Origin of the sequence: Flavobacterium terrae (assembly GCF_900142035.1) — a bacterium.
Taxonomy (GTDB): Bacteria; Bacteroidota; Bacteroidia; order Flavobacteriales; family Flavobacteriaceae; genus Flavobacterium; species Flavobacterium terrae.
In genome coordinates this window covers 101,711-116,092 of sequence record NZ_FQZI01000004.1, presented here as the reverse complement: position 1 = coordinate 116,092, position 14,382 = coordinate 101,711, and the positions used below count along the sequence as shown (strand labels likewise).

General features: G+C 28.5%; 11 protein-coding genes and 1 pseudogene. 11 read left to right on the top strand and 1 reads right to left on the bottom strand.

Annotated elements, in window-relative coordinates:
• The first annotated feature begins 74 nt into the window (after positions 1-74).
• Genes BUC09_RS11055 through BUC09_RS11045 form a run of 3 tightly spaced genes read left to right on the top strand, consistent with a single transcriptional unit; the run spans position 75 to position 5,232 of the window.
• Complete coding sequence (locus BUC09_RS11055; RefSeq protein WP_073311817.1) at positions 75-2,051, top strand: polysaccharide biosynthesis protein; 1,977 nt, start codon at positions 75-77, stop codon at positions 2,049-2,051.
• A gap of 5 nt (positions 2,052-2,056) precedes the next feature.
• Positions 2,057-2,851 (top strand): polysaccharide biosynthesis/export family protein, encoded by a 795-nt coding sequence (locus BUC09_RS11050; protein WP_073311608.1) that lies wholly within the window; start codon positions 2,057-2,059, stop codon positions 2,849-2,851.
• An 8-nt stretch (positions 2,852-2,859) separates the two neighbouring features.
• Positions 2,860-5,232, top strand: coding sequence for a GumC family protein (locus BUC09_RS11045; protein WP_073311606.1), 2,373 nt, complete (start codon positions 2,860-2,862; stop codon positions 5,230-5,232).
• Between the two features lie 61 nt (positions 5,233-5,293).
• Here BUC09_RS11045 and BUC09_RS11040 read toward each other — a convergent pair whose 3' ends face one another.
• Positions 5,294-6,022, bottom strand: a complete 729-nt coding sequence (locus tag BUC09_RS11040; RefSeq protein ID WP_073311604.1) for a tyrosine-protein phosphatase — start codon at positions 6,020-6,022, stop codon at positions 5,294-5,296.
• A gap of 262 nt (positions 6,023-6,284) precedes the next feature.
• Between BUC09_RS11040 and BUC09_RS11035 the strand changes: the two genes are divergently transcribed.
• The 8 genes and pseudogenes from BUC09_RS11035 to BUC09_RS11000 all read left to right on the top strand — a co-directional run bounded on the left by BUC09_RS11035 (position 6,285) and on the right by BUC09_RS11000 (position 14,310).
• Positions 6,285-7,154 carry an ABC transporter permease gene (locus BUC09_RS11035; RefSeq protein WP_073311603.1) on the top strand — a complete coding sequence of 290 codons (870 nt, stop codon included), beginning with the start codon at positions 6,285-6,287 and terminating at the stop codon, positions 7,152-7,154.
• A gap of 94 nt (positions 7,155-7,248) precedes the next feature.
• Entirely contained in the window at positions 7,249-8,466 is a 1,218-nt protein-coding gene (locus BUC09_RS11030; protein WP_073311602.1) for an ABC transporter ATP-binding protein, read from the top strand.
• Between the two features lie 368 nt (positions 8,467-8,834).
• A pseudogene (locus BUC09_RS15025) lies at positions 8,835-8,993 on the top strand (DapH/DapD/GlmU-related protein); the annotation flags it as partial.
• A 4-nt stretch (positions 8,994-8,997) separates the two neighbouring features.
• Entirely contained in the window at positions 8,998-9,804 is an 807-nt protein-coding gene (locus BUC09_RS11020; protein ID WP_073311600.1) for an FkbM family methyltransferase, read from the top strand.
• 221 nt (positions 9,805-10,025) lie between these two features.
• Positions 10,026-11,021, top strand: a complete 996-nt coding sequence (locus tag BUC09_RS11015) for a polysaccharide pyruvyl transferase family protein (RefSeq protein WP_234972565.1) — start codon at positions 10,026-10,028, stop codon at positions 11,019-11,021.
• Positions 11,022-11,024: 3 nt separating this feature from the next.
• Entirely contained in the window at positions 11,025-12,158 is a 1,134-nt protein-coding gene (locus BUC09_RS11010) for a glycosyltransferase family 4 protein (RefSeq protein WP_073311598.1), read from the top strand.
• Positions 12,158-13,288 (top strand): glycosyltransferase family protein, encoded by a 1,131-nt coding sequence (locus tag BUC09_RS11005; protein WP_073311597.1) that lies wholly within the window; start codon positions 12,158-12,160, stop codon positions 13,286-13,288. The genes BUC09_RS11010 and BUC09_RS11005 overlap by 1 nt, the downstream gene beginning before the upstream one ends.
• Positions 13,288-14,310 (top strand): glycosyltransferase family 4 protein, encoded by a 1,023-nt coding sequence (locus tag BUC09_RS11000; protein WP_073311595.1) that lies wholly within the window; start codon positions 13,288-13,290, stop codon positions 14,308-14,310. Before BUC09_RS11005 ends, BUC09_RS11000 begins: the two co-directional genes overlap by 1 nt.
• The last annotated feature ends 72 nt before the right edge of the window (positions 14,311-14,382 follow it).

Genomic DNA, 14,382 nt, shown 5'->3' with positions numbered 1-14,382 from the left:
TTTTTTTCCTAATTAGTGATTAATTTTGAAGAGTTTAGGTGACTTTTAAAAGTACATTTTTAAATGTTAAAGTTTTGGATATAGAGGAAAAATCTACTATAAAATCAGTTTTAAGACAAGTGCTTATATTTAACCATGTTAAAGGATTTAATCTTAAAAATTTAGGTTATTTGCCAAGATGGGTGATTCTTCTATTGGATATGATGGCTATTACCTTTTCTGGATTTATCACTTTTTATCTTTTTAAAGGAATTGGCTTGGAGTATTTTGATTCCAAGCATGAAGGTCTTAAAATTGCGTCGTACTTTGTGCTTAATGTTTTCTTTTTCTGGTGGTTTAAAACATATTCTGGTATTATAAGACATTCTTCGTTTATTGATGCGATTAAGATATTGTTTTCTCAAGTATCTACTTTTTTCTCTTTATTAGTTATTAATTTAGGCTATTCAATTTTTTTTAAGGAAAATATTTTTTTGACAACAGCATTGTTGATAAATGTTATTTTTTCATTTTGTTTGTTGTTTTTGTACAGGGTATTAGTTAAACAAATTTTTGAGGTTTATTTTAAAGGAATTCAGGGAGCAAATCTTGTAAATGCCATAGTGTATGGTGCGGATGCTAATGCAATTTCTGTGTCTAATGCCTTGCAATCAGAAACACCAACGCGTTTTAAACTTCTGGGTTTTATAGATAAGTATAGCTTAAATGAATCAAAACAAATTCTAGGACTGCCTATTATTAACCAAAAGAAAAGAATTTCGGTAATTATGCGTTCGTTAAATGCGGAGGCATTAATTATTGCTGATAAAGGATTGTCTAAAGATGAACAATTAGCTATTGTGGATGAATGCTTAGAACATAGCTTGAAAGTTTACACTGTTCCATTGATTAGTAATTGGGAAAATCAAAAAGAGATTTCTCAAAAAATTAAAAGTTTTGAAATTGAAGATTTACTTGATAGAAAACCTATTGTCCTAGATAATCGTGGAATATCATCTCAAATTAAAAATAAAACCATTTTAATAACTGGTGCTGCAGGTTCAATTGGTAGTGAAATAGTTCGTCAAGTAATAGATTTTAACCCAGCAACTCTTATTGTTTTAGATCAAGCAGAAACACCTTTGCATGATTTAACTTTGGAACTCCAAAAAATGAATATTACGACTAATGTTGTTTCAATAATTGCAGATATAAGAGATAAGATTGGTTTAGAAAAAATATTCGATTTATATCGTCCTAGTTTAATATATCATGCAGCTGCTTACAAACATGTTCCTTTAATGGAAGAAAATCCTTCTCAAGCAATTTTTGTTAACGTAATGGGGACTAGAAATTTGGCTGATTTGTCAATTCAGTTTGGTGTTGAAAGATTTGTTATGGTTTCAACAGACAAAGCGGTTAATCCAAGTAATGTAATGGGTGCTAGCAAAAGAATTGCTGAAAAATATGTTCAATCATTATATTTCAATGAGTTGAAAGGTAATGCAGATACTACAAAGTTTATTACAACTAGATTTGGAAATGTTTTAGGTTCAAATGGATCAGTAGTTCCACTTTTTTCCAAGCAAATTTCTGAGGGTGGGCCAGTTACAATTACCCACAAAGAGATTATAAGATATTTTATGACTATTTCAGAAGCTTGTCAATTAGTTTTAGAAGCTGGTGCAATGGGAAATGGTGGTGAAATTTATATTTTTGACATGGGAAAACCGGTTAAAATTTTTGATTTGGCAAAAAAAATGATTCGATTGGCAGGGTATGTTCCTGATAAGGAAATAAAAATTAAAGAAATTGGATTAAGACCTGGAGAAAAATTATATGAGGAACTTTTAAATGATAATTCAAGAACATTGCCTACCCATCATGAAAAGATTATGGTAGCCCAAGAAGAAATTGATGAGCATTATTCTGTGAGAAAGTCTATTTTAGAAATTTTAGATGCTTCTACACAATATAATAATCATTTGATAGTTTCGAAGATGAAAGAATTAATTCCAGAATTTAAAAGTCTAAATTCAATTTTTGAAATTTTAGACAAAAAAGTTAATTAATAATTATGATTAAATTACCCAAATTTGTTGAAATTGGTTTATTGTTATTTGCGTTATTGTTGATAACCAGTTGTAGTCAACAAAAAAAAATTACCTATTATCAAAACGTTGATCAAATATCAACATTTAATGGTTCAAGTTTTGAACCCACAATTCAACCTGATGATTTATTAATGATTATAGTTTCGGCACCTGATCAAGAGGCTGCTGCTCCTTTTAATCTTACTTCTGAAAATATACCAACTCCTAATGGACAAGCTTATACAGCTGCGCGTCAACAGCAACTTTATTTAGTTGATAAAAATGGGCTTGTTGATTTTCCTGTTCTAGGTCAATTACAATTTGGAGGTTTAACAAAAACCGAAGTCATTGAGCAATTAAAAGAAAAATTGTTAAAATATCTAAAAAACCCAATAGTTAATATTCGTATTATGAACTTTAAATTCACTGTTCAAGGGGAAGTGACTAGACCTGGAAGTTACCCAATTAATAGTGAAAGAGTAACTCTAATCGAAGCATTAAGTATGGCGGGAGATTTAACTATTTATGGTAAAAGAAATAATATAGTTGTTGTTAGAGAACTAAATGGAAAAAAAAGCATAGGCAGAGTTGACATAACCAAGGCGGATTTTATTAATTCACCTTATTATTATCTTTCTCAAAATGATTTGATATATGTAGAGCCTAATAATGCTAAAAGTAGTGCTTCAACATTTAATCAAAATACAGGAGTATGGATTTCTATAGCTTCATTAGTTTCTTCTGCTATTTTCTCTATAATATTAATTAATAAAAATTAAAATAGGTTATGCATCATAACGTAGATAATACGGAAGAAAATAGTTTGAATTTTAGAGATTTATTGAATAAATATCTTATACATTGGAAATGGTTTTTGTTTAGTGTATTTGTTTTTTTAGCATTATCTAAAATTTATTTGCGCTATTCAGTTCCAATTTACAAATCTTACACAAGTATTCTAATTAAAGATGATAAATCTGGAGGTTTAGCATCAGAGTTATCTGCTTTTCAGGATATAGGTTTGTTTTCTGGGTCAAAAAGTCGTCTAGAAGATGAGATAGAGATATTAAAATCTAGAAAATTAATTGAGAAAACAATTAAGGAGGGAGAGTTTAATGTTAATTATGTTCAAGAAGGTCGTATCAAATCTTCTGATGTTTATGGAGATAATCCAGTAAAAGTATCTTTTTTCAATAAAAAAGAACTTCTTTATAAAATGGATACAGTATTTAGTGTTGATGTAATTTCAGAAAGTCATTTCGATTTATTTAGTCAAGACAATAATAAAATTGGAAGATTCTCTTTTGGACAGAAAATCAAATCAATAAAATTAGGGGATTTCATAATACAAAAAAATATAATTTTTGATGATTATGATAGACCTGAGCCTTCAAGAAAAGGAAAAGTAATTATATCAATAACAAATATTGAGAGTTTAGCAAATAATTTTAAAAGTAGACTAACCGTAGAGCCATTATCAAAGTTCGCCAACGTTGTTGAAATGTCAATAACAGATCGTGTAAGTGATAAAGCAGAGGATTTTTTAGATAGATTAATAGAGGTTTACAATAAAGATGCAATTAATGATAAAAATCTTATTTCTGAGAAGACTGCAAAATTTATTAATGAAAGATTAGAAATAATTACAAAAGAATTAGGGGATGTTGAAATTGATGCAGAAAAATACAAGAAAAATAATAAAATTACTGACATTCCTACTGAAGCAGAATTAAATTTGAGAAAAGCCAGTGAAATTAATGCAGAAAATATTGGCATTGAAACACAGCTTAAAATTGCAGATTTAATGATAAATTATTTACAAAAAAATAAGGAGTCAGATATTATACCTGCAAATATTATTCCTTCAGACAATAACTCTTCTCACATGATATCCGAATATAATGGATTGGTCGTTGAAAGAGATCGCATTTTAAAAAGTTCAACGAGTGATAACCCTTTAGTAATTCGTTTAAATGAAAAAATTTCAGCTCTTAGACTGTCAATTAGTGAAAGTTTATTGAGGTTGAAATCTTCTCTGTTAGTTACAAATAAAGAAATTAGTAAACAAAAGTATACTATAGGAGGAAGAATATCTCAAATTCCAAAACAAGAAAGAGAGTTTCGTAATATATTTAGACAGCAACAAATTAAAGAAGAACTCTATCTTTATTTATTTAAGAAAAGAGAAGAAACTGCAATAGCTTTAGCTGGTTCTGCGCCAAATTCAAAAGTTGTAGATGAAGCTTATTCTTCTGATACTCCAGTTTCACCAAAAAAGCAAATGGTTTATTTGATAGGATTGATTTTAGGTTTTTTTATTCCTTTTTCTGTGATTTATTTAAAAAACCTTTTAGATACGAAAGTTAAGGATAGACATGATTTAGAGCGTATTGGAGTACCATTTATTGGAGATGTGCCCCATTCAGACTTTAATAACGAAATTATTCAAGCAGATAGCAGGACTAGTTCTGCAGAGGCAATTAGAATAGTAAGAACTAATTTAGAGTTTATATTAAATAGTGTTAGTGTTGATAAGGCTAAAACAATATTTCTCACATCAACCCTTCCAAAAGAAGGAAAAACTTTTATAACTATGAATTTGGCAGCTACGATAGCCATTTCTGGTAAGAGAGTTTTGTTGATTGGAATGGATATACGTAATCCAAAACTGGAAGAATATGTAAGCCTTCCTAATAGAGGTTTGACTAATTATTTGTCTTCAATTAATACAAATATTCATGATTATATAGTGAAACAAAAGGGATATGAATGTTTCGATATAATTCCAGCAGGTGTAATACCTCCTAATCCTGCTGAGTTACTTATGAGTAAAAAAATCGAATTAATGTTTGAACAACTTAAAAAGGAATATGACTATATTGTTGTGGATACTGCACCAATAAGTTTAGTTACAGATACATTGCTTATTTCTCAATATGCAGATTCTTTTATTTATGTGGTTAGAGCAAAATATTTAGAGAAGGGACTTCTGAGAATTCCTGAAGCTTTATATAGAGATAAAAAATTACCAAATATGTGTGTTTTATTAAATGATACCGATACAATTAATGGTTATGGTTATGGTTATGGTTATGGAGTTGAAGTCGAGTCTAAGCCGTGGTACAAAAGATTTTTTAGTTTTATTCCTTTTTTAGGATAAATTATTTGAATAATATAAAAAACCTCTAATTAACAATTAGAGGTTTTTTATATTAAGATTATTATTTAAAAAATTCATTATTTTTTAAGACTTCTTCAAGTGTTTTTGTGTCTTTTAATAAGATTTTGTTTTCAAAGGCTTTTATATGTTTTTGATGATGAACATCTGAACCTGAAAAATCATACAGTCCTTTTTCTAAAATTTTTTTTGCTGTTTCGGCTACTTCGTTTCCATAATAACCAACTGTCGAAAGCAGATTTAATTGAAGATAACAACCTGCATTTTTTAGTTTTTTAAATTCATCAAAATTTTTGTGATAAAATAAATAACGCTCTGGATGCGCTAAAACAGGTTTGTATCCAGCAACTTGTAAGTCAAATAATAAGTCATATAGATGAATAGGAGCATTTAAATAAGACATTTCGACTAATACCAAATTATCTTTCAAAGTCAATAAGTCTCCTTTTTTGAATAGTGAAGCAAAATGGTCGTCTAATAAATATTCTGAGGCTGCTTTTAATAATATATTATTTTCAGCTAACATTAGGTTAGTTTCCTTTTCTTTTTCTAAAATACCTTCTTTTGTATTATCCCAAAAACCAGTAAAGGTATGAGGGGTTGTGATAAATTTTTTGAAGCCTATTTTTTGTAATTCAGAGATTAAATACTTTGTATCGTCAATTGTTTTTGCACCATCGTCAATACCTGGTATTAAATGAGAATGAATATCTACATAATCATTAGGGATAAGATCTTTTAGTAGCGTTTTGTTTTTTTTGAAAAAAATCACGATTTTAGGGTTTAGTTTATTGCAAATTTAATAAATAGCCACTGATAATCATCATGATTTAAAAATGATGATATTATTGATTTTATCTTTTAATTTCTTTATGCTAATAAAGTTTTGTTATGCTTGATTTTGGATCGGCTATACAATAAGCGAAATTTATTTTTTATTTTCTTTTAGTTTAATAGAGTAATAAATGATTTTAGATTTGCTTAAACCTTTAAAAAGGTTAATTTTGAAGTTAATAAGATGAGAATGTTAATTGATGGACAAAAAAGAATTTTCGGAAGGTGAGTGGCTCTATGAAATTGGACCAAAAAATAATGTTTTTGAACTGAATTTTAAAGAGATTTGGCATTATCGTGATTTATTAATGCTTTTTGTCAAGCGAGATATTGTTACAGTTTATAAGCAAACCATTCTAGGGCCTTTGTGGTATTTTATACAGCCCCTTTTTACGGCCATTACTTTTACAATCATTTTTAATAATGTTGCAGGAATACAAACAGGAAAAGTACCTTCTTTTCTGTTTAATCTTGCTGGAATAGTTGTTTGGAATTATTTTACGGCTTGTCTAAATGAAACTTCAGATACTTTCAAAAAAAATGCTGCCATATTCGGTAAAGTCTATTTTCCTAGAGTTATTTTGCCAATGTCAATTGTAATTACCAATCTAGTTAAGCTAGGAATACAATTAATCATTTTTATTGTTTTTTATGTTTATTTCTTAACTCAAGGAATGGAATCCCATGTAAACTGGCTCTTTATTTTTTATCCTTTGTTAATCGTTGTGATGGGGCTCTTAGGATTAGGTTTTGGAATGCTTATTTCATCGATGGTAACAAAATACAGAGATTTAACATTTTTAGTCTCTTTTGGAGTGCAATTACTTATGTATGTTTCTGCAGTCATGTACCCTATGGATTTAGTAAAAGAAAAGTTGCCTCAATTTGGCTGGTTAATAGAGTATAATCCTTTAGCTTATGTAGTTGAGACTTCACGTTATTTACTTTTAGGGGAAGGAACTTTTTCAATATGGGGAACCGTTTATACAATTTTAGTGTCAATAATAATATTTTTGTTTGGTTTGATTATTTTTAACAGAACAGAAAAGAGTTTTATTGATACAGTTTAAGAAAAAATAATCAAATTCTGAATTAGAATAAGGAAAATAATTTTAGGGTTTAGAAATTGTTTTAGACATATTCTTTCAATTTTCATATTTATAGATGGAAGAAAATAATACAATATTAAAAGTTGAAAATATATCCAAACAATACCGTTTAGGTACAATTGGAACAGGAACTATTAGTCATGATCTAAACCGTTGGTGGCATAAAATAAGAGGCAAGGAAGATCCTTATCTGAAAGTTGGTGAGACAAATGATAGAGCTCTCAAAGGAGAAAGTGATTATGTTTGGGCACTGAAGGATATTGATTTTGAAGTTAAAAGAGGCGAAGTTTTAGGTATTATTGGTAAAAATGGAGCAGGTAAATCTACTTTACTTAAAATTTTATCTAAAGTAACTGCACCAACTACAGGTAAGATAAAATCCAGAGGCCGAATAGCTTCATTACTAGAAGTTGGGACTGGTTTCAATCCTGAGCTTACAGGAAGGGAAAATATATATTTGAATGGAGCAATTTTAGGCATGACTAAACAGGAAATAACCAATAAACTGGATGAAATAATAGAGTTTAGTGGTTGTCAACGTTATATTGATACACCTACGAAACGTTACAGTAGTGGTATGACTGTGCGATTGGCATTCGCCGTGGCAGCTTTTTTAGAGCCTGAAATTTTGGTTGTGGATGAAGTTTTGGCCGTTGGAGATGCTGAGTTTCAAAAAAAAGCCATCGGTAAAATGCAAGATATTTCAAAAAGTGAGGGAAGAACAGTGTTATTTGTAAGTCATAATATGGCAGCAGTTAAGAGTTTATGTACAAAGGGAGTTGTTTTGGAAAATGGAAAGGTAGTTTTTAAAGGAGATAGTGATGAATCTGTTGATTTTTATTTAAATATAAATACAAATAGCGAGCAAAGAGTTTATGATAATGTTAAAATAAAAAAAAATGGAATCAAAAAAGTCGAATTTTTAAATTCAAACATTCCAATAAAGCATTCAGAAAAGATTAGAATAAAAATTGATTTCCACGAGCAAATTGCTAATTTTAGTATTGGATTAGCCTTGCTAGATGCTAATAAAAATAAAATTTTTACTAATGTTTTTTTTGTTGAGAATACAAAGGAAACTATAACATGTGAGATTCCAGATGAATTACTCTTAAAAGGGTTTTATAGTTTTGACGTGGCTACTTTTAATACCAGTCAAGTATTTGAATATTTACATGATGTTTGCAATTTTGAAATTGAAGATTTAGATAACGATTACAGATTTCAAAATAGAAATATAGGCAATATAAAAGTGAATTGTGAATGGTATTAGACAGATTAAAAAAAATTATTAAAAAAATAATTTATGGAAGCAATAAGATAGAAAATAAGAATATTATTTTAGATCCAAAGGTTTGGGTTTATTCTAATGTTGTTATGGAGACCAATAAGGGAGGGACAATTGAAATAGGTCATTCTACAGAAATATTAAATGGAGTTTTAATACTTACTTACGGTGGTAATATAAAAATAGGTTCAGGCTGTTCTATTAACCCCTATACAATTTTATATGGACATGGTAATTTAACTATTGGTAACAATGTACTTATTGCTGGACATTGTTTAATAATACCTGCAAATCATAAATTTGAAGATTTAGAAAGACCAATTAATAAACAGGGATTGTCTAAGAAAGGTATCTTAATTGAAGATGATGTTTGGATTGGTGCGGGTTCTAGAATTTTAGATGGTGTAAAAATTGGTAAAGGAGCAATTATTGCCGCTGGAGCAGTTGTAAATAAAGATGTAGAGCCTTATACCATTGTTGGAGGTGTACCTGCAAAGTTTATAAAAAAAAGATAGTATGCTAAAAGTTATAAAAAAAATTTACACATATATATTTAAAAAAAAGTTGTCACCAGATGATTTTTTTGAGAGAGAAGTTGCAAAAAATAAATTGATTCAAAATATTGAAAAAAACGAGAATCATTTTCTAATTAAAACACCAAATTTATCATTAGTAGTTAGAAATCAAAATCATAGTGATTTTAGTGTTTTCAAGCAAGTATTTAATAAAAAAGAGTACAAAGCAATAACAAGTTATTTGAAAATCAATCTTGTTAAAAATGATAAAATGACACTTATTGACGCTGGCGCTAATGTTGGATATACCTCAATATTTTTTTTAAATGAAATTAAAAATATTCAAGTTTATGGTATAGAACCTTCTAAAGATAATATGGAGGTATATAAAAAAAATGTTGACTTAAATAACTATAAAAAAAATGTTTTTTTTTATGAAAATGCCCTTTCTGGAATTGAAAACAAGTCATTTTCTTTAAATAATTCATTTAGAGATGGAAAAGATTGGTCAATTGCTACAAGTGAAAATATTGATGGAGAAATAAAAGGGATAACAATAAATCAAATCATTAAAGAGCATGAATTAGAACACATATCGTGCTTAAAAATTGATATTGAAGGAGCAGAACGGTTTATTTTTACATACGACAATGATCTTTCTTTTTTAAATATTACTTATTTAATAGCAATTGAAATTCATGATGAATACGACTGTAGAAAAACAATCTATGAAATATTAAAAGAATATAATTTTGTTCTATTTGAGACAGGTGAATTAACAATTGGAATAAATAAAAAATTTATCTAAAAAACTATTTAAGTCTTTTATTCTCTCCTAAAAATAATTATAGAATTAATTTGATATTGGACAATAATTTTGATAGTATATTTTTTAAATATAGTTTTTTTTGCATTTAAAGTAAATCAATTAAGAAAATGGATAAATTCAAGTATTTTCTAAAATATTTAAAATATGTTTTTTCGAGAAAAAAAAGAGCAATCTATATTGGATGTCTAGGGAATAATAACTTGGGTGATGATGCTGTTTATACAGGCATAGTTAATATGGTAAAAAGCAAATTAGTTTTATATGATATTAATTACGCAAAAGTGAGTTCAGGAAGCTTTTTTCGAAAAATCTATTTTCCAGAACCTGATTATATTATTTTAGGAGGAGGAACAATTATAAGAAAAGGGAAAAATGAGAGCTATTTAAGGCTTTTAAATTTATTTTTGGATAAATACCCCAATGCAAAACTTTTAAGTTTAGGTGCAGGTGTAGCAAATACAGAATTTGCCCAAAAAATAGGATTTCCTACAGATATTCCTGCATGGATTGAATTCCTAAATAAATGTTTTTTTATTTCTATCAGAGGACCTTTATCCAAGAATATATTAAAAAATGAATGGAAAATAAATCAAGAAGTAGAAATACTGTATGATCCCGCAATCTTTCACAATCAAACTAAAGAAATAAAAGCCAAAAATAAAACTATAGGAATCAATTTTTGTGATATAATAGGCAGAATACACGGGTTTAATCAAGAAGCTGTTGGAGTTTTTGCAAAATCTTTAACACAAAAATTACTGGATGAAGAATGGATAATTTGGTTATATCCAACTACCCCTAATGACATAAATTACATGATAAAAATATTAGGAGAAGATATTGTAAGCAAAGTTAATATTTATAAAAATTGTTTAGATTTAAATAAAAGTATTGATTTCTTTAACTCTATTGATTTGTTTGTAGGCATGAGATTGCATGCAATTGTATTTTCTAGTTTGTCTAGTACACCTTTTTTTGCAATTGAGTATGAGCAAAAAACTTCAGATTTTTTAAAATCGATAGATTTGGAAGAATATGTTATTCGGACTGATAGTTTGGATGTTGATGAAGTTTTAAAAAAAATACATGATATATATCAAAATGTAGATATTTTGCAAGACTCCATTTATCAAAAGATGTTATTTGCAAAAAAGGAGCAAGTGACTCGTGTTAAAGAATTATTATCAAGATTATAAAAGGTGAAAATTTCCATTATACATCCATTTACTCCACAAGCAGCAGGAGTTGTTGAAAAAAGTGTATCAACTTATCACAGTCAGCCACATGTAATGGCTATGGCAAATTTGGCCATACAAGAAAAATATACGTGTGTGATGGAATATTTTACTCCAAAATGGTTTAGATATTCTTCTTTTAACTCGATTTTAAAATGGAATTTTTATCCTGTTGATTTCAAACTCAATGGAGATCATAAAAAATGGAAGAAACAACGTTCTTCTTCGTGTTTAAAGAATTACAAAAGGGAAACACCTGATGTAACTATCATTAATATGTCAGCACATTCCAGTCCATTTTCTTACGAATTATCTAAAATAATATTAGAAAATGGGAAAAAATATATAGCCATGTTGGGAGGGCAGCATTATACCGATGTTGAATGGGCAAGAGATTATTACAGAAAGGCAAATCATATTTTGGTTCATACTTACATGCAAAAAAGAGAAATGGAAAAAATGGAGATGTTTAAAGGTTTAGATATAAGGGTGTTTCCATTAGGAGTTGATTGTAATGTTTTTACTCCACAAAATACTAAAAACGTATCTCCGGAACTATTATATGTTGGGAGAATTGTTGATTGGAAAAGGGTTCATTTAGCTATTGAGGCTATTTATGAATTAACTCAAAATGGTTTTCCTGATGCTAAATTAAAAATAATAGGCCCCATTTCTTCTGAAGAGTATTTTAAAAAATTAGAAGACCTTGTAGAAAAATTTAATTTGCAGGATAACATTTTCTTTTTAGGACATAAAGAACATAATGAGTTACCTGAGTTTTTTCAAAAAGCTGACTTGTTTTTGTTGCCAAGTGATAAAGAAACTTTTGGGATGGTTATGATAGAGAGCATGGCCTGTGGTACTCCAGTAGCGGGAATGAATTGTCCGGGTGGTCCCGCTGATGTAATTACAAATGGAGTAGATGGAATCTTATCTACACCAGAGGAATACGCTCAAGCAATAATCAGATATTTTCAAGATCAAGTTTCAATAAAGCAAATGAAAGCAAAAGCTAGAGAGACAGCTGTTGTTAAATATAGTATTGATGAAACCACAAGAGTATTGTTTGAATCTGTTCAATCAGCTTTACATTCGTAATGAATCAAATTCTAATAAAAATATTTACACCACAGGAACTCAATCACTCTTCCTATATTCAAACAGGTTTGTTTGAATTAGAAAAAGAGTCTTTTTTAAAAACAAAAATCAATCTTTCTTTTTCCCAACGATTAGGAACTATAAGAATTAATGATAAAGAAATTACTGAAACGCAACAATCACATCCTAAAACTTCATTCTACCAGTTAGTTGATATTAAATCAGGTAAAAAAATAAATTTTGCAACTGATTTGTATGATGCTTCTTATTCTTTTTCAAAGTACGCCTTAGATTATTGTGACTTTGTCTTTAAAAGAAATTATAAAGAAGAGGATATCAAAAAATTATCTAAAAATTATCAAGACAAGATTTATCCATTAGGGTTAAGTTTTAAGGTTAAACCAGATAATGGAAAAAATAAGTATGTTTTTTATTTAGGGGTTTTTGTTATCAATGTAATTCAAAGTATTAAGTTAGACTCTCTGTTTTTTAACAGGTTGAAAAGAACTATTAAAAAACAGATACAACATTGTAAAAATGCCTATAATTCAAATGACTTAGAGAGTTACGAAAAATTCAATTTTGTTTCTCCTGAAAATTCAGTATTATTTCAAACTCGTTGTTTTCCATCAGAAGAACAAAATGATGTATTTAAAATACACCAACAACGCTATAGAATTATACTAGCTTTAAGAAAGAGATTTGGTGACCTATTTAAGGGAGGTTTTATTCCATCAAATTTGGCCAAAGCGAAATATCCCAATGCTCTTACTAATTTACCTACCGATCCAGATTCATATTTAGAATTAGTAAAAAAAAGTAAAGTAGTCATTTATACTCGAGGATTAATATATTCACCAGCTTGGAAAATGGCTGAATATCTTTCTCAGGGTAAAGTTATTGTTGCCGAAAAATTAACCGCAGAGTTACCTGTTCCTCTGGAGAATGGTAAGGAGGTTTTATTCTTTGAAGATGAAAAAGAGTTAATTCTACTAATTGAAAAGGTTTTAAATGATTCGCAGCTTTCAGAAGTATTGTCACATAATGCAAAAAAATATTTTGATAGCTATGTTCATCCAAAAGAGAATATGAGAAGAATCATTACTTTTATGCTCAATCAAAATAAATAATGAAAAAAGTCATTATCCATCATCGTTCATCACATCATTCCGAATATTCTGGATATGCTAAATTAATTAATTATATAGATGATGCAGAAGTCATTTCTGGAGAAAATTCTATTTTATCTGAGAGATTGGCTCGTTTTGTTAAAAGATATTGTCCTCAAAATTTTGGAGGATATGACAGTGTTAGTGCCAAAAAAAACGAAGAGTTATTGAGAAAATTTTTGTTCTCTAGGAATAAAAATATTTTGATTCATTATTTAAATGGAGAAAGAGACATAAGACAAGCAATTAATTTTTTGCCTAAGAAGATAGTTAATATCGCAACTTTTCATAAAACACCAACTGTTTTAGCGACAGAATTTAATAATCTTAAATATTTTCAAAAACTTGATGGTGCAATTGCTGTAGGAATTAATCAAGTAGATTTTTTAAAAAAATGGCTTAATACTGAAAATGTGGTTTACATTCCTCATGGTGTTGATACTGATTTTTTTGTGCCAGATTACTCTAAGAGAAAAGAAAAAAGCCTTTTGTTTGTTGGGCAGCATTTACGTGATTTTGAGGTTTTAAATTATACCATTCCTTTTTTGGTAGATAAAGTTCATAATCTTGAAATCAATGTGGTTTTAAAACAAAAATTCCAAAAAAAAATTATTGAGCATAAAAGTGTAAATATTTTTTCAGGAGTAGATGATATTACACTTCGTGAAATGTATCAAAAAGCTTCGTTATTATTTTTACCCTTGACAGATGTTACTGCATGTAATTCTATTTTAGAGGCAATGGCTTGTGGATTGCCAATAGTAACCACTGATTTAGAGGGAAATAGAGGTTATGGTTTAAATGAGTACAATAGCTTCTTAGTTCCTAAAAATGATTATTCGGCATTATTAGATACAACCTTATATGCCATTAATAAGGATACAGCTCATATGGCTATTGAGACTAGAGAAAATGCCTTAAAATTCAGTTGGAATAAAATAGGATTAGAAGTGAACAAATTTTATGAACAATTAAAAAGATGATTACTTTTTTTAGTTATCTAAAAATAATTAAAAGCATACATGGTATATTTTTAAATTTTAATGATACTAAGT